A 19,476-nucleotide genomic window follows, 5' to 3' on the forward strand; every position below is an offset into this window, starting at 1 on the left:
AATAAGACGGTTATTTTATAAAAAGCTTCACTTTTTTCAATGCATCTTTTGTAGTCGGATATCGGAATGGCAAATCGAATTTGGTGGTTTGCTTCAGTATGCTTTTTTCATGTGAGAACACATCAAAGCTTCCCTTGCCATGATAAGCTCCAATCCCGCTCTCCCCTACTCCCCCGAAAGGCAGATACGGTGAACTAAGATGATAAACGGTATCATTAATGCATCCCCCTCCAAAGGAAATGCTGCTTAGAATCTGGTTTTGGACATCCTCACTTTCAGTGAAGATATATAGCGCTAAAGGTTTCGGGCGTGCTGTAACCTCTGAAATCATTCCGGACAAGTCATCATATTCCAGCACCGGCAGAATTGGTCCAAATATTTCATCCTGCATGACCTCATCAGCCCATGTAATATCCCCAAGTACAGTTGGTTCTATGGTGAGAGAGCTGCAATCATGCCTTCCCCCGTGAACAGTGGTGCCATCGGTTAAAAATTTGGTGAGACGGCTGAAGTGCTTCTCACTGACGATTCTCGTGAATTGGCCGGATGCAATCGGGTTCTTTCCATAAAGCTCCTGAATAGATTGTTTTAATTCTTTCAGGAATTCATCTTTAATTCTGCTGTGAACATAAATATAATCCGGAGCCACACAAGTTTGGCCGGCATTAATATATTTTCCCCAGGCAATTCTCTTCGCAGCAAGTTTCAAGTTGGCATCTTCATGCACGATGCACGGGCTCTTCCCTCCCAATTCAAGGGTAACAGGAGTAAGGTGCCTGGATGCTGCTTCCATGATGATTTTTCCGACAGGGACACTGCCTGTGAAGAAAATATAATCGACCTTTTCATTTAATAGGGCTGTGCTTGTTGCTGCACCGCCTTCAACAACTGAAATAAATTCTTGAGGGAAATGATTGCTGATCATTTTTGAAAGCAATGCCGAAGTCTGCGGGGTCAATTCCGATGGCTTTAGGATGGCGCAATTCCCTGCGGCTATCGCTCCGATCAGGGGTGCAATCGCCAGCTGGAAAGGATAATTCCAAGGAGCTATGATTAGCGCAACTCCATATGGTTCAGGATATATGCAGCTTTTCGAACCGAATTGTGCAATCGATGACTTCACTTTTCTGGGTTTGGCCCATTTTTTTAAATGTTTCAAGGTAAAACGGATTTCCTCCAGGAGGATTCCAATCTCAGTCAAGTACGCATCGAACTCACTTTTATTGAGATCCGCCTTTAACGCATCCATCAATTCCTGCTCATGCAGCTTAATGACCGAACGAAGCTTGCCGAGCGCTTCCATTCGGAATGTGACATCCTTTGTTTTACCCTGGTTGAAGAAATTTCTTTGTTTTTGAATGAGATCCGCGTAGTTTTCCATGGAATACCTCCAGATGGGGCTATGTTTTAAGGTTATATTATCATCTTGGCTGGAGGAAATACATAAATAGGTATACTCCCATTGCAAAAAAAATGCCGGCCATAAGGTCCGGCTTTTGAAAATTTATCTCGGCAGCTTGAAGAATTCACTGCTTTCACTATAGTTTCCTGCCAGCCTTCCAAGAGGCTGCAGTTTTTCTAAATTCACTTTATAATTACCGAGGTAGTAATCATCGTCAATATGATAATGTACCATTCTCCCAATAATAAGGTGATCGCTTCCCAGCTTAATAATTTGTTCGAGTTTGCATTCCATATGGATTGGTGCTTCTCTTACCCTCTTAGGGGCGACTAAATGACTTTCAGCAGCGGAAAGCCCTGCTGTTTCAAACTCATCAGCATTACTCGGGAGATTCTCTGCACTTTTTTGCATTTGGTTTCCTAATGGCGCGGGAACTACATTGATGACAAACTCTTTTGTCGCCCGGATATTGACCAATGTATCTTTTTCTGTACCTTCCCTCTCGCCAACCCCGGGACCAATAGAAAAACAGAGCATAGGAGGATTTCTTGAAGCAACACTGAAAAAACTGAAAGGTGCGAGATTCTGGCTGCCATCCTCAGATACTGTGGAAACCCAGGCAATCGGCCTTGGGACGACAGATCCGGTTAATAATTTGTACACTTCTTTTTCTCCAAGTTCCGAGGGATTAAATTCCATTCGGATCACTCCTTCCATTTTTAAATAACAAAGTTATTCTTTTTATTCATAATCGTTAATGTTGTCAGTAAAGTAAAAACTATAAACATCATACCTGTGATTAAAAACCACCCGGAAGAAAATTGCCCCGTCTGATCCACGATTAAACCAAATAATGGCGGAATGATAATGGCCCCGGCTGACCCCAGAGTGATACTGATCCCGCTTGAGATGCCAGCTTGTTCTTTCGGCACCAATTCACTTGCAAGATTCATCCAGATTCCATTGAAGCCTGAAGCTGCAAATCCAAAGAGAGCTGTAATGGGAGCCATTACCCAAAATGGGGCTGAAGTAATGACAGCGGCTGACGTACTGGCCAAAGCGGTCATTATGGTAATGATCATTAGGATCACAACACGCTTTCCTTCAAATAGCCTGTCGCTAATGATTCCCCAGGCAACCCTGCCAATAGTTCCGGATATTTCAGATATAACCAGGAGAATACCTGATAAAAAGATGGAAATATTCAGCTGTTCATAGGCAAATAAAACAATATACGTATTTAAGCACATTTGTGTGCCATTCAAACCGAGAGCACTAAAGCTTATCAGCATCAAAGCTTTATTTTTAAACATTTTAAACATTGATTTGTAAAATTGGAGCAAACTCATGCTGCTGCCTTTCGCTTGCTCCAATTCAGGCGGATCCCGGTAAAAATGATAGGAGACGAAGCCGCCCGCCAATAATAGAAGGCAAGCCGTAAGAAGTACAAATCTCCATCCAAAAGTTACACTAAGCGGAAGCAGTATCAAACTGGCCAGAGCTGATCCTGCTGTGATGCCAGTTTGTTTTATTCCCATTGCTGTGCCCCGCTGTTTGAGCGGGAACCAATAAATGATGCCTCTATTTGTGATCGGGTGCATGGATCCATACCCAATTCCGCCGATAACAATTAATAACAGGACAAGCCAGAAATCATGAAGCAATGTCATGAACAGAAAGCCTAACCCCATTAAGGCCGACGCCAGGACCAATAATTTACGGGATCCTGCAAGGTCAGTCAGAAAGCCGGCTGGAACTGAAATGATCGCCTGGCCCAAAAAGAGAGCCGCCGGGAGCATGCCGATTTGCGACTTGGTCAGGGAAAGATCCTCCCCGATTAAAACTCCCAAGGGTCCAATGCTTCTGCCAACAAATGCTACCATCAGCTGTGCCAGCAGAAGAAATAATAGCATTTTCCATGGATTTTCATTGATGGCAAATTGCTTTTCTGCCAGTGAATTACTCATAATTTATCATCTCTTTTTTGGCTTTTATGCCTTTAAATTGAGTGCAGACAAATCTTCCTCCAGAACTTTGCTCTTTGAAACAGCAGGACCTAATAGAGAACCTGCAATACAGATAAAGAAGTTCAATCCTAATCCAATGACGCCGCCGTGAATTCCATAGATGGTTTTATAGCCTGTAAAAGTAAGCAATCCTGCTAATATAGCGCCTGCAAGCATCCCCCAGAAGACAGCCTTTCCTGATAAACGCTGCCAATATAAGCCCAGTACAAAAGCCGGGAAAACCTGAACAAGCAATTCGAATTTTAGGACGAAAATTTCATATAGCGTTCCCGGTGGATTCCAGGCAATCCACAGAAGAAAGATGATGGCAATGATTCCGCACACTTTTCCGACCATGACCTTCTTATGTTCAGTTGCTTTAGGATTGATGAATTTTCCATATACGTCATTTGAGAGCATGGATGAAAAGCTGAGCAAAACTGAGTCGGCTGTAGAAATAATGGCAGCAACAATCCCGCCAAAGAAGATGATCATAATCCAGTAATAAAATGGATTAATGGCAGCGATCTCATTGGCCATCAGTCCTACGAGCTGTTCAGACCCAGTCTTATCCAGTCCAGGAAAAAGCATAATTCCAATAATGCCTACCATAAATACAAGCCCAGTTGTAATTGGCGGCATCCATGCCATGCGGGCAAATGATTTCTTCAGGGTTTTCTCGCTTTGCGCAGAATATATTCTTTGAACAGCATGCGGATAAATACTTGCTCCCAGTCCAACAAGCAGGAGCATACTCAGCCAGTTGATATTCACTTCCATTGGAGGGACTGCCGTTTTTGCAGGCTCCAGATCTGCTACATACCTTGTAACATCAGAGAAATTTCCTCCGACGAGATACAAGCCGCCGATGAGGAAGACAATGATTCCGATCATAAGAACAATACCTTGCATAACATCCGTAAAAGCAACTGCCTTCATTCCGCCCATCCACTCATAGGCAAGCATAACAGCTACAAAGACGATAACAGCTATTTGGTATGGGATTGTTCCGCCTGTCATCCCTGATACAGCCTGGCCGATTGCTACAAGCTGTTCTAAAAGATAGTTTCCAAGCCCCCAAAGCATAAGAAAAATACTAAGCAATGTGACTGCTTTCGATTTGAAGCGGTGATCGATCCAGTCAGTAGGTGTAACAAAGTTTCTTTTCTTTGCAATGACATATAATCTTGGTGCAAACAGTAAATAGATTCCGATAATGATTGTCATAAATGAAATGGACTGAATCCACGAGAAACCTGTCCTATATGCTGTTGGGGCATATCCGACAATGGTATTCCCGCTATATTGCGTCGCATATAAGGTGAAAAAGAGTGCGATAAAACCGAGATTCCTTCCGGCAAGATAGTACCCTGAAAGACTGTGATGAAGGTTCTTCTCACCTCTGCCCGATAAGTATCCGATTAACAGCATGATTATGGCAAAGGCTGATAAAATAATGATCCCATCTGTGCCTGCAAAAGCTAAATCATTCATGATTTATCCCCCTTTGCTTTTTCGGCTTCTTCCTGTTCCTCTACGATATTCCACTCATTCACACAAAGCCAGCTTAAATATCCGCACATGATAATGGAAAAAGCTGTCGAAATAAATGCCCATAACGGAAACCCTAGAATATAGGGCTCAGCTGCTGCATCCGGAAAATACCAGGGTACTACGCCAAGTGTAATGATGGCGAGGACTATCCAAATCCATTTTTTTCGAATAGGTTCTTTTATCGTTCTGTTTTCCATATGGCTTCCTCCCTTTTGCTGAAATTTTAAACCTCCAGCTTATAGAAAATCTTATGTGCCGATTCATAGGAGTCTATTAATTCAGCTGATTGAAGCGTTGCCCCGATTTCGTCCAGCCCCTTTAACAGCTGATCTTTTCGATAAGAAACGATATCGAATTCGACCATGTACCCGAAGGAGTCCTCAATTCTTTGATTCTCTAAATCTACGCTCAGCTGATAACCAGGTGATTCATTGCTTTTTTGAAACAAAACTTCAATATCCTTTTCAGGCAAGACTATTGGCAGGATGCCATTTTTAAAACAATTATTATAGAAAATATCTGCGAATGATGATGCCAGGATCACTCTAATCCCATATTCTGCAATCGCCCAGGGTGCGTGCTCTCTGGATGAGCCGCAGCCAAAGTTTTTCCTTGCCAGCAGAATCGGTGCATTCCGATAAGGTTCCCGATTTAGAATGAAATCCGGTTTTTCCCTGCCATCTTCGTATCGCCATTCGTAGAAGAGGAATTCGCCAAACCCAGTTCTTTCAATTCTTTTTAAAAACTGTTTTGGAATGATGGCATCTGTATCAACATTTGCAGCATCAAGCGGAGCAACTATGCCTGTAAATCTGGTAAAAGACTTCATTGTACACTGACCTCCTTGCTATATTTAACAGGCCACTCCCTCACATCTATAAACCTGCCGGCAATCGCTGCTGCAGCAGCCATTTCAGGACTGACCAAATGGGTCCTCGCATTTCTTCCCTGCCTGCCTTCAAAATTCCGGTTGGAGGTCGATGCACAGCGTTCTTCCGGAAGAACCAAATCCTCATTCATACCGAGGCACATGCTGCATCCTGCTTCTCTCCATTGAAAACCGGCGCTGATAAAAATTTGATCTAGACCTTCAGCTTCTGCCTGCATTTTTACAAACTGTGAACCAGGAACTACGAGAGCTTCCACATGTTCAGCAACTTTGTAACCGTTTACGATTTTTGCCGCTTTTCGAAGATCTTCTATTCGGCTGTTTGTACAGGAGCCGATAAAGACTTTATTGATTCCTATTTCTGTAATGGGTGTTCCTGGCTGAAGGCCCATGTACTTTAATGCTTTTTTAGCTGGTCCTATTTGATCTGCAGGCAGATCTTCCATTAGCGGTATAACTTCTGTAATACCTGCCACCTGGCCTGGATTTGTCCCCCAGGTAACCTGCGGGATTATTTCAGCTGCATTAAAGTCAGCAGTCAGATCAAATTCGGCATCTTCGTCAGTATAATATTTCTTCCATTCTGCAAGAGCCTCTTCCCACTCCATTCCATCAGGAACTGCTTGTTTCCCTTTCAAATAATTGAAGGTTTTTTCGTCAGGCTGAATCAGTCCTGCCCTTGCTCCCATTTCAATGCTCATATTGCAAATGGTCATTCGCTCTTCCATTGTTAAATTACGAATCGCTTCACCGCGATACTCCACAACATAGCCAGTAGCAAAATCGTGGCCATACTTTCCAATGATTGAAAGTATAAGATCTTTGGCAGTAGTTCCTTGCGGCAAAGTGCCATGTATATAAATTGCTAATGTTTTGGATTTAAATTGCTTTAATGTCTGAGTGGCAAGGACATGTTCTACTTCACTTGTGCCAATGCCAAAGGCAAGTGCCCCGAAAGCTCCATGTGTAGAGGTATGGCTGTCACCGCAGACAATGGTCATCCCGGGCTGTGTTAAGCCAAGCTCCGGGGCAATGACGTGTACAATACCCTGATTTCGGCTATCCAGGTCAAAAAGCTGTATGCCAAACTCCCTGCAGTTGTTTGCCAGAGCGTCAACTTGCTTTTTGGCGATTTGGTCTTTAAAAGGAAGAGAACGGTCGGTTGTTGGGATGCTGTGATCCATGGTAGCCACAGTCAGATCCGGCCTTCTCACTTTGCGATTCTTAATTCTTAAGCCTTCAAATGCCTGTGGTGATGTGACCTCATGCACTAAATGAAGATCAATGTACAAAAGGGAAGGCTGATCCTGTTCATCCACGACTACATGTTTTTCCCAGATTTTCTCATATAAGGTCCGCCCCATTTTGAAGCCCTCCTAAATGATATTATTTTTCTTCAATTCTTCTAATCTCTCTTCATCGAACCCAAGAAGGCCAGTGTATATTTCATGATTATGCTTGCCCATTTCTTCCGGGCCGGCATGCTTCACTTCCCCTGGTGTCCTACTTAATTTTGGCACAATGCCAGGCATCGGGAATTCTCCCAGCTGCGGATGATCTACTTTAATAATCATGTCGCGTTCCTTATAATGCGGATCTTCCAGAATATCTTTAGCTGTATAAATGAGCCCTGATGGAACGCCCTTATCTTCAAGAATTTTAAGCGCTTCTTTAGCAGGGAGAGTCTTTGTCCATTCCTCGATCATGGAATCAAGAAGCTTCATGTTTTCTCCTCTTGCATGGTGAGTCGCGAATCTTGAGTCATCTGCCAATTCCGGCTGCTCCATGGCCTCGCATAACCTGCGGAACACTCCATCTGCATTGGCTCCTATAACGATGTAAGTTTTATCCTGCGTGAAGTAAATGTTGGATGGAGCTACTCCTGGCAGGATATTGCCCATCCTTTCCCTTATGTATCCTGCTAAAAGATAATCCGGAATAATGCTTTCCATTACGGAGAATACAGATTCATAGAGGGCCGTATCGACAACCTGTCCCTTTCCGGAGCGCTCCCTCTCGTGTAATGCAACAAGACAGCCAATTGTAGCAAAAAGTGCGGCCAGCGTATCACCCATTGATACACCAATTCTTGATGGCGGCCTGTCAGGGAAACCGGTTACATTTCTGAGCCCGCCCATTGCTTCACCGACGCTGCCAAATCCTGCCCGATGCTTATAGGGTCCTGTCTGTCCATAGCCCGAAGTCCGTACCATGATTAATTTAGGGTTGATTTCGGAAAGTGCTTCATAGGATAGATTCCATTTTTCCATTGTCCCCGGGCGGAAATTCTCAATGACAACATCAGCTTCTTTAATAAGCTCCCTTAAAACCTGCTGTCCTTCTTCTTCCCTGAGATTTAACGAAATCGATTTTTTATTCCGCGATTGAATAGGCCACCAAAGCCCTATTCCGTCTTTTGATTTTCCCCAATTTCTCATGGGATCTGATTTACCCGGAGGCTCGACTTTAATAATTTCAGCACCGAAGTCACCTAGAAGCCGTCCGGAGAATGGTCCTGCTAAAAGCGTGCCCAGCTCGATGACTCTGATATCTTCCAGTGGAAGCTGTTTTTCTGACATGGATTTCCCTCCCTGATATTTCTTGAATGCACTGTTAAATTTCAATTTTCTTAATCTTGTATACAAATTTAATTGTTTGTATACAATAAGTCAATGTAAATTTTATTATTTTTCTGAAATTTCATTAAAAAGCCTTATATAATCATGTTTTATAATAAATATTCAGAATATTTGTTGTAATAATACTTCTGTTTGTATACAATACAATTGAGGTGTTGATATGGATGCATACGAATTTATTAGAGATGCCATTATTGAAGGGAAATTTGTCCCTGGCATGCGGCTTGCTGAGGAATCATTGGCTAAAGAAATGAATCTTAGCCGCACTCCTATTAGAGAGGCTATTAAGCAGCTTGAAGCAGAAGGCCTCGTCATTCCATTAAAGCGCGGTGTCAGCGTAAGGCATTTTACAAAAGATGATATCCGGCAAATCTATGACCTGCGCACTCTTCTGGAAGGGTACGCTGCCAGTCAGGCGGCGATACACCGGACAGAAAATGATCTGCTGGAAATGGAAAGAGCTAATATTTTATATGAAGAAGCCATTAGCCGATATGTGGAATCTGATATGGACAGCCTGAAAGATATTGTTCAGGTAAACCAGAAGTTTCATGAAACGATAGTGGCTGCTTCAAAAAATGAGCATATACATTTCCATATTTCAAAGGTTGTCGTGGTTCCAATCGTGTTCAGATCCTTCTATTGGTATAACAGCTTTCAGCTTAAACAATCCCTAGAGGTACATAAAACCATTTTGGAAGCAATCAAAAATCGGGAACCCGAGCGTGCCCGCATTGCCATGCATGAGCATATTTATCAAGGCCGTGATCATGTTTTGAAGCACCTGGAACAAATTAAAAACATTCATCTGCTAAAGGAGGAAGTAAAATGATTGAAATTTGTGAAGTTGGTCCGCGCGATGGATTGCAAAATGAGTGCAAAATTGTTCCAACGGAAACAAAAGTTGATTTGATTACAAGATTAATTGATTCCGGCATCCGCAATATAGAAGCTGTTTCTTTTGTCAATCCGAAGGTTGTTCCTCCCATGGCTGATGCAGAGGAAGTTTTGAAATCGCTTCCTAAAAGAAATGGCGTCCGGTTCGGCGGTCTGGTGTTAAGCCGCTCAGGGCTTGAACGGGCACTCAAGACCGATGTGGATTTTCTTCATGTTGTTACAACAACAAGTGATTCATTCAATTTACGGAATGTGAAAAGGACTGTAGAGCAGGCTGTTGGGGAGCTCTCTTTAGTGATTAAGGAAGGAACTGCATCAGGAAAGGGTGTGGCAGGGGTGTTGGGAACGGCATTCGGATGCCCTTTTGAAGGTGATGTACCTTTGGAAAACGTGCTGAAAGTGGCAGAGAGATTTATAGAAGCCGGCTGTACGGAAATCACCCTCGCTGATACAACGGGTATGGCTAATCCCATCCAGGTCCAAAAAATAGCAGAGTCATTTTTTGATGCCTTTGGAAAGGACCTTTCGCTTGGCCTCCATTTCCATAATACACGCGGTTTGGGACTGGCAAATGTTTTGGCGGGATATCAGGCAGGTGTCCGCCGCTTTGATTCCTCCATTGCCGGGCTTGGCGGATGTCCATTTGCCCCAAAAGCAGTCGGAAATGTTTGTACAGAAGATATGATCAATATGTTCCACGGAATGGGTGTTAATACAGGGACAGACCTTCCTTCAGTACTGGAAACAGCAAAGTGGATGGAAACAGTGATGGAACGGCCGCTTGATGGGATGTTGATGAAGGCGGGAATAGCTTAATTGCGGGAAAAGCCATCTTTGCGGGTGGTTTTTTTGGGTCTAAGATGGCGGCTGAAAGTTTTGTTTGCAAGTTTTACTGATTTGTTTGCTGAATTTTAGGTTTGTTTGTTAGTTTGGTGTTTTTATTTGCAAATTTTTAAGTTTATTTGCAAGTTTAAAGCTTTTATTTGCAGAGTTCACAATTAGAGGTCTCCAATCAAGGTTTTATATAATACCTATTCTTCTTTTCACCGCCATGCTGAAGATTCATCTGGCCAAGTAATCTTGAGGCAGAAAAAACAGATGTTAAATGGGGAAACTTGCGAAATTCAGCATTTGTAATTGACGGTTTAATCAGATAATTATAATCCTCTACAGCTTGATGATGTGCCGTATCGGAAGTGGTTTTACATACTGGACATCTCCACAATCCCCAATGATAAATCATTGGCAGTGAGCCACATTGAGGACAGTGCACTCCAGTAAGAATTGTATCTGGATTTATTTTTATAAATTTCATTACATCCATCTCATGCTCGACATGTTTTTTCAATAGTGTATAGCTAATTTTTTTATTTGTTTTTCATTTAATCTCTCAATAGAATATGATTTTTCAATAGAGGTAAGTTTACTTAATAGTCGGTGTGCATGAAGAATTTTACTGGAGGTTTGTTTAGAAGGTGATTTTTTGATGGTGGAAGGACTGCTGATAAAGACGTCAAATTCTATCGGGATATCCGGGAAACCATTTGCAGCCAGCCTCTTTTTTAATTGCCGGCTTTGGTGTTCAGCTTGGGAAATCGGGTCGTGGAAAGCTTCCTCCTTTTCGTTATGGATTCGGATGAGCTGGTGGAAATTGGGTTCAAGGATGAAGGTTCCGTTCCAGTTTTTCACCTTAAGGATCATGGCGAATCTTTTTGTAAGCAGTAAAGTATCCGTATGAAAAAATTGTTTTCTATTTGAAAGACGCAGCCCATGAAAGATTCTATATTTCTTTTCATCCAGAAAATCTAAATAATAATCCAGCTTTTGTTCACCTATAAATCCTGCTTTGGGCTTGTTTAATTCAGATGCAGCTTTCTCCCTCCCATGTACCATTTCTGGAATACGCCTTAAAAGTGCATGAAGCTGCATAATGATTTCTGGTACCCTCCTTTCTTTTTCGATCAAATAAAACTTCTCCTTTAAACAATAATAATAAAAAGAGTTTAGGTTTTTGACCTAAACTCTATAACTTAAATCTGCTGATCAACCCTTTCAAATCCTCCGCCATGCTCGTAAGCTGGTCAGCAGAGAGTGAAATTTCCTCCATTGATGCAGCCTGTTCTTCCGTTGAAGCAAGTACACTTTGTGTGGCCATGGCTGATTCATTTGCCACATGTGATATTTCGTCCATGGACTGAACCATTTTCTGCGAACCGACAGACATATGCTGAATGGCTGAAGCGACTTCCTCCATTTGATTCGTCACCGTGCTGACTGACTGCTGGATTTGTGCAAAAGAATCGCCTGCATCCTTCATGACTTCCATTCCTTCGGTTACTTCATGATTAACCAAGTCCATTGTCTGGACAACCTGATTGGTTTCTTCCTGGATTTTTGATATCAGCTGACTGATTTGCAGGGTGGATTCTGCAGACTTTTCAGCGAGATTTCTAACCTCGTTTGCTACAACGGCAAAGCCTTTTCCCTGCTCTCCTGCGCGGGCCGCTTCAATAGCAGCATTTAAAGCCAGAAGATTTGTTTGAGCGGCAATGCCTGTAATCACTTCGATAATCTTTCCGATCTCCTGTGACCGCTGGCCAAGGCCTTTTACTACTTTGGATAAATCCTGTACATTTACATGTATGGAGTTCATTTGGCATGCTGCTGTTGAAATGGATGCAGAACCATGATTTGCCTTTTCCAGTGAATCGTTGATTTGCTCTGTAACCTGTTCTGAATTTGCCGCAACCTGTGTCAGGCTTTCGGACATCTGCATGATGACATGGGATGCAGTTCCGACCCCCTTGACCTGATTATCGGCACCTGCTGCTACTTCTTCAATGACCTCAGCTATGTGGCTTGTTGCCATATTTGTCTGCTGGGCACCTGATGATAGCTGCTGTGCATATTGTGTGACTTCGTTAGAAGCTATAACCACTTTATTCAGCACTTCCTGCCAGGCAGCTGCAGTATGATTCAAAGCTGAAGCAATCGATCCAAGCTGTCCCACTGATTTTTCGTCAAGTCTTGTGGACATATTTCCATCTGCAAGTTCATCGATAAAGGCATTAATTTTGCTGATGGGTGCAATAAACTTTCGGTAGTTCATAAATGCGGATAATATTCCAGCAAGCGAACCGAGAATCATAATAAAAGCAATGGTAATCCAAAACGCATTGCCTTTCAATCCATTACCAACGCATACTGCAACGCTTATGATCAATACAGTCGGGATAATAACGATTAAAGTACGGAGCATATAGCTAAGTTGACTCATGAAACGGACCCCTTTTTCTATCATTTATTATTATAAAAAAATGATTTACAAATTCCTCCTCAACTATCTTCTTTTTACCATCTGACAATTTGATTATAGTGGATGAAAGGAAAATATATCAATATATTTCGAAAGATTATTTTTCAAATAATTGAAATAGTTCGTCAGTTTTCCGCGAATAGAAATGCCAGCCTTCCAAGAAGCTGGCATTTTACTCATATCTATTCAGCTGCAGCAGTCCTTCTCTCTTTTTTAGCCATGGAAAGAACTGCAGTGCCAAGAGCAATAATAATAAAAATACTGCCTGCAGCCGCATTATATTCTACTGAGGTTGTCTCGATCATGATTCCGCCGATCATGCTTCCGAATGCCATTCCCATATGAACTGCGGAGTTGTTCAATGTTTGCTGGATATCAGAAGTTTCGGGTGTCACTTCAATTAAATAGCTGTGTATGGCCGGTGTGACCGCCCAGCTGAGCATACTCCAAATGACTACCGTAATCAGGAAAACGGGCAGAGAAAAAGCGGCAAACGGCAATGAGAAAAGGGTAATCCCAAACATGGCAAGAAGCGTCAAAATGACAGATTTTGCACCAAAACGGTCTGCCAGGAGGCCGCCGATTCCTCCTCCGATGACAGCCGCAATTCCGAAAATCAGGTAAACAATGCTGACCCAATTGCCGTCAAGCCCCATTTTCATCTTCAGGAATGGAGTAAGGTAACCGTAAAAAGTTAAATGGCCAGTCATTAACAGGAACGATGTTATCTGTGTTAGAGCGATTTTGCGGCTTTTCAGGGTTTTAAGCTGGATGCCTATTGGAACAGCGGGCTTTGGAGCAACTTTGCCCATAAAGAAATGAACGCCTGCCATTGATATGACTGTCAGTGCAGATATGAGAACAAACGGAGCGCGCCAGCCAAAAACATTTCCAAGCATCAAGCCAATGGGCACACCCAGCACAAGGGATGCACTGATTCCCATAAAGACGATGCCGATGGCACGTGCACGATATTCTTCTGTGACGATGTAGGAAGCCATTGTCATACATAATGCGATAAGCAGTGAGCCGCTTGCTGCCGCTAAAACCCGGCCAATTAATAATACACTGTAAAGGGGGCTAAGTACGGCAACAATATTACCGGCCAAAAATACAGCCAATGATATCATCATTAAACGGCTGCGTTCCATTTTAACCGTAATCGTAAGCAGGACGGGCGCAGCGATGGCAAAGGCGAGCGAGAATACAGTAATTAACAGACCTGCCTGCCCCAAACTGACACCCAGATCTGATGCTACAAGATCCAGCAGCCCGCCTATAATCAATTCCACCATTCCAACAACAAACGATATGATTGCTAATAAATAGATGCGTTTATCCAAGCTGAACTTCCTCTCTAGTAACAAGCTGTTCAAAAATTTTAATAAAATAACATCTTAACATACCAAATAGATTAAGCTCAAAGGATAGAATAATCTAAAAATAATAAATGCTGCTTTGTAAATATATTTTCTTTATTGGGATAAAATATAAATACCTTACTAAAACAACTTCCATAAATTACATGTTTGAATATAACAATTAAATAGGAATGTAAATAACAAATACTGTAAAGGAGTTGATTCATTTGTTGGACAATCAAGCAAAGAAAGAGCGCAGTTTATCCCCTCTAGTATCATCTGCTGTTGACGAAAGACAGCCTGCCGGTACAACTCCTGCTGACACAAATACCATAAAAAGCATCGAACCTGAATTTGATCTTTCCGGAACAGTATTAAATGACTATAACTAAGTGAAAATCCCTGCGGGTCTCCTGCAGGGATTTATTTTCACTTTGATAACTGTCTAGCGCAAGCAGCCTACCCCCCTCGAGGTGATGCCCCCAGGACAAGGAAGGCTTCGTCAGCATAATCATCGCACGACCAAAAGCGGCAGCTTTTGGGAGGATGGGGGTCATGCAGACGTTGCCACAGGACGCGGCGTTCTTAGACTGCGTTCATTCGTGGGCAAGGCGCTTCCGCTTTTCTTTTGGCAAGTTTGTCCGATTCGCAGCATATGCATGTAGTATTCCTTGTGTTTAACTTGGAAAATAACCAAATGGAGCAGGATTTATGATTTATTTGTTAGTGGTTATTTTCATTATTGTTCTTGTCATGCCATTTCTTTCTGAGTTCGTGGAAAAAAATCTGGAGATGTTTTTGTTTGTGATGGGGCTTTCAGCTGCACTGGCTAGCGGGGTTCTAAATAGCGGACTTTTTGTAAAAGCAGCACAGGAACCAGTAAAAATTACGCTTGCTGTCTTTATTGCAGGTCTGCTGTTTAAATGGTTTCAGGCAAATTTGGAAAGAAGCATCCTATCCGTAAGCCGGATTATGCCTTTTCGATTATTTGCAGCTTTGACTGTGATTTTTCTTGGGTTAATTTCAAGTGTTATTACAGCTATTATCGCTGCGTTAGTTCTTGTATTAATCGTCAGTGCGCTTCGGCTGGAAAGAAGCTCTGAAATCAGGCTGACCGTACTCGCCTGTTTTTCGATTGGCCTGGGTGCAGCCTTGACGCCGATTGGCGAGCCGCTTTCCACCATTGCAATCAGTAAAATGAAAGAAGACTTCTTCTTTTTGATGGAATTGGTTGGACCGCAAATTACCATTGCCCTCCTATTTTTCGGAATTATGGCCGCACTTGCTGTTAAGCCTCCTGTTTCAGGGAAAGCGTCCTTTACTAAAAAGCCTGCTAGTGAAAACTATGAAGAAATCTTTGTCAGGGCTTTGAAAATATATTTCTTTGTCATGGGCCTGACAATGCTTGGGGCCGGGTTTGAACCGTTAATCAATCACTTTTTAATAGGTTTAAATCCGCTTTTATTATATTGGATCAATATGATCTCTGCCGTATTGGATAATGCAACACTTGCAGCTGCTGAAATTAGCCCATCAATGGACCATTTTACGGTTCAATCCATCCTCCTTGGACTGCTGATCAGCGGAGGAATGCTTATTCCAGGCAATATTCCCAATATTATTGCTGCGGGTAAACTGCAGATTACGAGTAAAGAGTGGGCAGTATTTGGTGTTCCTTTTGGGTTGGTCACGATGATTGGTTATTTTGTGCTTATATTGGTCACGGGAAATTGAAAGGGGATTGGCGGCCCGTTTCAATTTCCCTTTCAATCTTGTTCGCATAATATTATTATTGTATATCCAACAATATTTTTCCGGTACTCATTCGGCTTTCGATCAGTTTATGGGCTTCAGCTGCTTCTTCCAAAGGAAACCTGTTCCCAATTCTAATATGCAGTCTCTCTTCTTTTAAAAACTGCATGACTTTTTGTGCTGTTTCCCTGAGTGATTCCGGACGCTTCTTTCTTGTTGTCCCGAGGCTGTAGCCCAAGGCAGAACGGCAGCTCTTATGCAGGTCATTCGTGTTTATGATCCCTGGTTTGCCGCTCGAATTGCCGAATTGGATAAGTCGGCCATATTCAGCCAGACAACTGAAACTTTTCTGCGTTATGCTGCCGGCAAGGGAATCCAGGATAATATCCGCACCTTTTCCACCGGTTATTTCAATTACCCTTTCTGCAAAATCAATCTCTTCGTATACAATGACATGATCAGAACCTGCTTCCACAGCAGCAGGCACTTTCGTTTCATTGCCAACAGTTCCGATAACCAGATCTGCTCCTAATATCTTTGCCATTTGGATTGCAGTAGTGCCTACCCCACCTGCTGCTGAATGAACCAGAACGGTTTCCCCATTTTGGATTCTTGCAATATCTGCAAGCAATTTATAAGATAAGAAAGAAACAGTCAGGGATGCTGCAGCCTTATCCAACGCTACTTCATCCGGCACTGCAAACGTCAGGTTTTCTTCAGCTGCAGCGTACTCACCATAAGATCCTTCAGAAGGGAACGCTGCGACGCGATCTCCAATTTTGAATTTTGTAATTTCACTCCCTATTTCCACTACTACCCCTGCTGCATCAAGGCCGGGAATAAACGGAAATCGGCCAGTTCCTCCCTGCCCAATTCTCGCTTTCACATCCGCAAAATTGACGCTTGCATTTTCCACTTTAATCAATACTTGATCCCGCTTTATTTTTGGAATTTCCATTTCTGTGTAAATTAGTACGTCCGGACTACCGTATTGTGTGACTGCAATTGCTTTCATATGATTGGCCTCCATTTATGTAATCCTTTAACATATTCGATATTTGCGAAGAATAAGCCTCTTTTTGCTAAATCTGACTACTCGAATTAAGGCTATAAAAAAGAAGCTGCATTTCGCAGCCTCTCATTATAATGACCCATTCATTTTCATACTGGCAGCTATGTTTCTCGCTGTTCTTTCCATATATACTGCTGCCTTTTCCAAAGCTTCAGGAAGGGTTACAACACCTGGAACAATGCTGAATAGAGCATCGATTCCGTGTTCATGAACAATATCGCTGTCGTCAGATAAAGAACCTGCAAGACCGATTACCGGTATCCCATGTTTCTTTGCCGCTCTAGCCACACCGATTGGCGTTTTTCCATATATGGTTTGGCTGTCAATTTTTCCTTCTCCAGTAATGACAAGATCCGCATCCTTTACCTCATTTTCAAAGTCTACGGCATGAAGGACGATTTCAATCCCTTTTTTTAAGTCTGCATTTAAAAGGGCAAGCAAACTTCCGCCTATTCCTCCGGCAGCGCCTGCTCCCTCAATATGGCGAAATGATTTGCCGAGGGTGTTTTCGACCACATCTGCGAAATGCCCTAAATTCTGATCCAGCAGCTCGACCATCTCAGGTGTCGCTCCTTTTTGAGGTCCAAAGATAGCCGAGGCACCTCTTGGACCGGTTAAAGGGTTATCAACGTCACAGGCCACTTTGAAATGGACATCTCGGATCCTTGAATCCAGGCCTGACATGTCTATTGCTTCCAGCTGCACAAGCGACCCTCCGCCTTGTCCGATTTCACTGCCGGTTTTGTCAAGGAGTTTACCGCCTAAGGCTTGAATCATTCCAGCTCCTGCATCATTGGTAGCACTACCGCCAATTCCAATAATAATGTGCTGAACTCCTAAGTCCAATGCAGCTGTGATTAACTCTCCTGTTCCCCTGGTTGAAGTAATTAAGGGGTTCCGTTTTTCTGAAGGAACCAAATGCAAGCCTGACGCAGCTGCCATTTCAATGACTGCTGTCTTTCCATCCCCCATTAATCCAAAGAATGCTTTAACAGGTTCCCCGAGAGGTCCTGTAACAGTTCGCTCTATGATCGAACCTTCCGTTGCATCAACAAGCGATTGGACTGTTCCTTCTCCGCCGTCAGCCATCGGCATTTTTTTATAATCAGCTTCGGGAAATATGAATTTAAAACCTCTTTCAATGGCATTCGCAGCCTCAAGTGCCGATAAACTTTCCTTAAATGAATCCGGGGCAATCACGATTTTCATATTTGATCCTCTCCCTTTCTATTAGCCAAAAAGCTTAAAGACTCCAAATATAAGTGTAGAAATGACTGCAAGAGTTAAACCGATAAGCGATTCATATGGCATCAGCTTCAGGCGTTCTTTAATATCCATATTGACACTTCCTGCCGTTGCGTGGAAAAAGCTTCCGTGCGGCAAATGATCCAGTACGGTTGCACCTGCATGGATCATGGCAGCGCCTGCAAGCGCTGATACTCCCAATCCTAAAATGGTACTGCCAAACACACCGCTTGCCACTGCTGTACCTGCAGTTGTGGATGCTGTAGCAGCTGACATGAAAATACCAGAGACAGGCGCCAGCAGATAGGCTGGAAGACCTGAAGAGGTTAATCCATTAATGATCACATCTTTTAAGCTTGAGTTTGCTATGATTCCAGCCAGGGTTCCTGTTCCAAGAAGCATAATGGCAACGCCTGACATCTTGTTTAAACCTGAAATAGCATACTCATTGATTTTTCTTGTCTTCTTCATCGCAATGGCTCCGATAATTCCCCCGGCTGGAAGTGCCACCATCGGATCAATATTGATATCAAATAATGGGCGAAGCGCCAACAAAACAATCGTAACCAGTGGCGCAATCATGGCAGTGATAAATAATGGAAGCTTTGTATTGCTGTTCACTTCCACTTCCCCATCTGAGATAGCTGAACCCTTATTTACAAGTTTCTTTGCAATGAAATACGTAACAGCAAGTCCGAATATGGCCGGGATGATTCCAGCAGCCATAACCGAAGTAAGCGGAACACCGAATGCGTCTGAAGCTGCAATGGCATTTGGATTGGGTGACATGATGTTCCCTGCTTTCCCTCCACCAATCATCGCCAGCAAAATGGCTGTTTTGGAAAGTTTTGCCCGTTTCGCGATAGCTAAGGCAATAGGTGATACGGTAATGACTGCCACATCAACAAATACACCGACCGTTGTCAGGATCATTGTTGCCACTGCTAAGGCTAGCAGCGCTCGGGTTTCTCCCAATTTTTTAACTATTGTTTCGGCAATCGATGAAGCTGCGCCAGATTCTATCAGTACTCCTGCCAATATACCCGCAGCCAGGATTCTGAGCACCGCCGGTATGATGCCTTTTGCTCCTTCCATCATTAAATTAACAGTGCTTGCAATATCTGCTCCGCCGACTAAACCGCCTATTAAAGCACCTGCAACCATTCCATAAGCAGGCGGAACTTTTTTAAAGATTAATAGTATGGCAATGACTAAGGCAGTTATTGCTCCTAAAGCGCTTACAGTTACATCCACATTTAGCCCTCCCATGATGATTAGCTTATAAATCTATTGTAAGCGTTTGCCTTTTCTATTACATCGTGAATGATGATGAAAAAAACGGA

General features: G+C 42.9%; 19 protein-coding genes. 4 read left to right on the forward strand and 15 right to left on the reverse strand.

Features of this window, described 5'->3' with window-relative positions:
* Positions 1–10: 10 nt before the first annotated feature.
* From A361_RS13550 to A361_RS13585, 8 genes are all read right to left on the reverse strand, one after another.
* Positions 11–1,381, reverse strand: coding sequence for an aldehyde dehydrogenase (locus A361_RS13550; RefSeq protein WP_019383154.1), 1,371 nt, complete (start codon positions 1,379–1,381; stop codon positions 11–13).
* Between the two features lie 123 nt (positions 1,382–1,504).
* Positions 1,505–2,101 (reverse strand): flavin reductase family protein, encoded by a 597-nt coding sequence (locus A361_RS13555; RefSeq protein WP_019383155.1) that lies wholly within the window; start codon positions 2,099–2,101, stop codon positions 1,505–1,507.
* Between the two features lie 20 nt (positions 2,102–2,121).
* Positions 2,122–3,369 carry an MFS transporter gene (locus A361_RS13560; RefSeq protein WP_019383156.1) on the reverse strand — a complete coding sequence of 416 codons (1,248 nt, stop codon included), beginning with the start codon at positions 3,367–3,369 and terminating at the stop codon, positions 2,122–2,124.
* Between the two features lie 24 nt (positions 3,370–3,393).
* Positions 3,394–4,902 carry a sodium:solute symporter family protein gene (locus tag A361_RS13565; RefSeq protein WP_019383157.1) on the reverse strand — a complete coding sequence of 503 codons (1,509 nt, stop codon included), beginning with the start codon at positions 4,900–4,902 and terminating at the stop codon, positions 3,394–3,396.
* Positions 4,899–5,159, reverse strand: a complete 261-nt coding sequence (locus A361_RS13570; RefSeq protein ID WP_019383158.1) for a hypothetical protein — start codon at positions 5,157–5,159, stop codon at positions 4,899–4,901. Before A361_RS13570 ends, A361_RS13565 begins: the two co-directional genes overlap by 4 nt.
* Before the next feature lie 26 nt (positions 5,160–5,185).
* Positions 5,186–5,791 carry a 3-isopropylmalate dehydratase small subunit gene (leuD, locus tag A361_RS13575; RefSeq protein ID WP_009334429.1) on the reverse strand — a complete coding sequence of 202 codons (606 nt, stop codon included), beginning with the start codon at positions 5,789–5,791 and terminating at the stop codon, positions 5,186–5,188.
* Entirely contained in the window at positions 5,788–7,215 is a 1,428-nt protein-coding gene (leuC, locus tag A361_RS13580) for a 3-isopropylmalate dehydratase large subunit (RefSeq protein WP_019383159.1), read from the reverse strand. The genes leuD and leuC overlap by 4 nt, the downstream gene beginning before the upstream one ends.
* A 12-nt stretch (positions 7,216–7,227) precedes the next feature.
* Positions 7,228–8,430 carry a CaiB/BaiF CoA transferase family protein gene (locus tag A361_RS13585; protein WP_019383160.1) on the reverse strand — a complete coding sequence of 401 codons (1,203 nt, stop codon included), beginning with the start codon at positions 8,428–8,430 and terminating at the stop codon, positions 7,228–7,230.
* A 220-nt stretch (positions 8,431–8,650) separates the two neighbouring features.
* Between A361_RS13585 and A361_RS13590 the strand changes: the two genes are divergently transcribed.
* On the forward strand, positions 8,651–9,322 hold the full coding sequence (locus tag A361_RS13590) for a GntR family transcriptional regulator (RefSeq protein ID WP_009334426.1): 672 nt from the start codon (positions 8,651–8,653) through the stop codon (positions 9,320–9,322).
* Positions 9,319–10,203 (forward strand): hydroxymethylglutaryl-CoA lyase, encoded by an 885-nt coding sequence (locus A361_RS13595; RefSeq protein WP_019383161.1) that lies wholly within the window; start codon positions 9,319–9,321, stop codon positions 10,201–10,203. The genes A361_RS13590 and A361_RS13595 overlap by 4 nt, the downstream gene beginning before the upstream one ends.
* 196 nt (positions 10,204–10,399) lie before the next feature.
* Here the strand turns inward: A361_RS13595 and A361_RS13600 are convergent, their stop codons facing one another.
* The 4 genes from A361_RS13600 to A361_RS13615 form a co-directional block, all read right to left on the reverse strand.
* On the reverse strand, positions 10,400–10,630 hold the full coding sequence (locus A361_RS13600) for a hypothetical protein (RefSeq protein ID WP_033196625.1): 231 nt from the start codon (positions 10,628–10,630) through the stop codon (positions 10,400–10,402).
* A gap of 101 nt (positions 10,631–10,731) precedes the next feature.
* Positions 10,732–11,352, reverse strand: a complete 621-nt coding sequence (locus A361_RS13605; RefSeq protein WP_019383163.1) for a nuclease-related domain-containing protein — start codon at positions 11,350–11,352, stop codon at positions 10,732–10,734.
* Positions 11,353–11,410: 58 nt separating this feature from the next.
* Positions 11,411–12,664, reverse strand: coding sequence for a methyl-accepting chemotaxis protein (locus A361_RS13610; protein ID WP_009334422.1), 1,254 nt, complete (start codon positions 12,662–12,664; stop codon positions 11,411–11,413).
* Between the two features lie 221 nt (positions 12,665–12,885).
* The gene (locus A361_RS13615) at positions 12,886–14,046 is read right to left on the reverse strand and encodes an MFS transporter (RefSeq protein ID WP_019383165.1); all 1,161 of its coding nucleotides are present in this window, start codon (positions 14,044–14,046) and stop codon (positions 12,886–12,888) included.
* A 245-nt stretch (positions 14,047–14,291) separates the two neighbouring features.
* Here A361_RS13615 and A361_RS30500 point away from each other — a divergent pair, with 245 nt between their 5' ends.
* Both A361_RS30500 and A361_RS13620 read left to right on the forward strand, forming a co-directional pair.
* A complete protein-coding gene (locus A361_RS30500) occupies positions 14,292–14,456 on the forward strand; it encodes a hypothetical protein (RefSeq protein ID WP_009334420.1) in 165 nt (54 codons plus the stop codon).
* A 319-nt stretch (positions 14,457–14,775) separates the two neighbouring features.
* Positions 14,776–15,798: a DUF1646 family protein gene (locus tag A361_RS13620; protein WP_019382743.1), complete on the forward strand. Its 1,023-nt coding sequence runs from the start codon at positions 14,776–14,778 to the stop codon at positions 15,796–15,798.
* Positions 15,799–15,853: 55 nt separating this feature from the next.
* Here the strand turns inward: A361_RS13620 and A361_RS13625 are convergent, their stop codons facing one another.
* The 3 genes from A361_RS13625 to A361_RS13635 form a co-directional block, all read right to left on the reverse strand.
* Positions 15,854–16,831 carry a quinone oxidoreductase family protein gene (locus tag A361_RS13625; RefSeq protein WP_019382742.1) on the reverse strand — a complete coding sequence of 326 codons (978 nt, stop codon included), beginning with the start codon at positions 16,829–16,831 and terminating at the stop codon, positions 15,854–15,856.
* A 126-nt stretch (positions 16,832–16,957) separates the two neighbouring features.
* Positions 16,958–18,097, reverse strand: a complete 1,140-nt coding sequence (locus A361_RS13630; RefSeq protein ID WP_019382741.1) for a glycerate kinase — start codon at positions 18,095–18,097, stop codon at positions 16,958–16,960.
* 21 nt (positions 18,098–18,118) lie between these two features.
* On the reverse strand, positions 18,119–19,402 hold the full coding sequence (locus A361_RS13635; protein WP_180321090.1) for a GntP family permease: 1,284 nt from the start codon (positions 19,400–19,402) through the stop codon (positions 18,119–18,121).
* Positions 19,403–19,476: the final 74 nt, after the last annotated feature.

Origin of the sequence: Cytobacillus oceanisediminis 2691 (assembly GCF_000294775.2) — a bacterium.
GTDB classification, from domain to species: Bacteria; Bacillota; Bacilli; order Bacillales; family Cytobacillaceae; genus Cytobacillus; species Cytobacillus pseudoceanisediminis.

Bases quoted from the DNA above. Each gene is read 5' to 3' on its own strand.
- A361_RS13550 (WP_019383154.1), bottom strand. From the start codon at position 1,381: ATGGAAAACTACGCGGATCTCATTCAAAAACAAAGAAATTTCTTCAAC.
- A361_RS13555 (WP_019383155.1), bottom strand. From the start codon at position 2,101: ATGGAATTTAATCCCTCGGAACTTGGAGAAAAAGAAGTGTACAAATTA.
- A361_RS13560 (WP_019383156.1), bottom strand. From the start codon at position 3,369: ATGAGTAATTCACTGGCAGAAAAGCAATTTGCCATCAATGAAAATCCA.
- A361_RS13565 (WP_019383157.1), bottom strand. From the start codon at position 4,902: ATGAATGATTTAGCTTTTGCAGGCACAGATGGGATCATTATTTTATCA.
- A361_RS13570 (WP_019383158.1), bottom strand. From the start codon at position 5,159: ATGGAAAACAGAACGATAAAAGAACCTATTCGAAAAAAATGGATTTGG.
- leuD (WP_009334429.1), bottom strand. From the start codon at position 5,791: ATGAAGTCTTTTACCAGATTTACAGGCATAGTTGCTCCGCTTGATGCT.
- leuC (WP_019383159.1), bottom strand. From the start codon at position 7,215: ATGGGGCGGACCTTATATGAGAAAATCTGGGAAAAACATGTAGTCGTG.
- A361_RS13585 (WP_019383160.1), bottom strand. From the start codon at position 8,430: ATGTCAGAAAAACAGCTTCCACTGGAAGATATCAGAGTCATCGAGCTG.
- A361_RS13590 (WP_009334426.1), top strand. From the start codon at position 8,651: ATGGATGCATACGAATTTATTAGAGATGCCATTATTGAAGGGAAATTT.
- A361_RS13595 (WP_019383161.1), top strand. From the start codon at position 9,319: ATGATTGAAATTTGTGAAGTTGGTCCGCGCGATGGATTGCAAAATGAG.
- A361_RS13600 (WP_033196625.1), bottom strand. From the start codon at position 10,630: ATGATTTATCATTGGGGATTGTGGAGATGTCCAGTATGTAAAACCACT.
- A361_RS13610 (WP_009334422.1), bottom strand. From the start codon at position 12,664: ATGAGTCAACTTAGCTATATGCTCCGTACTTTAATCGTTATTATCCCG.
- A361_RS13620 (WP_019382743.1), top strand. From the start codon at position 14,776: ATGATTTATTTGTTAGTGGTTATTTTCATTATTGTTCTTGTCATGCCA.
- A361_RS13625 (WP_019382742.1), bottom strand. From the start codon at position 16,831: ATGAAAGCAATTGCAGTCACACAATACGGTAGTCCGGACGTACTAATT.
- A361_RS13630 (WP_019382741.1), bottom strand. From the start codon at position 18,097: ATGAAAATCGTGATTGCCCCGGATTCATTTAAGGAAAGTTTATCGGCA.
- A361_RS13635 (WP_180321090.1), bottom strand. From the start codon at position 19,402: ATGGGAGGGCTAAATGTGGATGTAACTGTAAGCGCTTTAGGAGCAATA.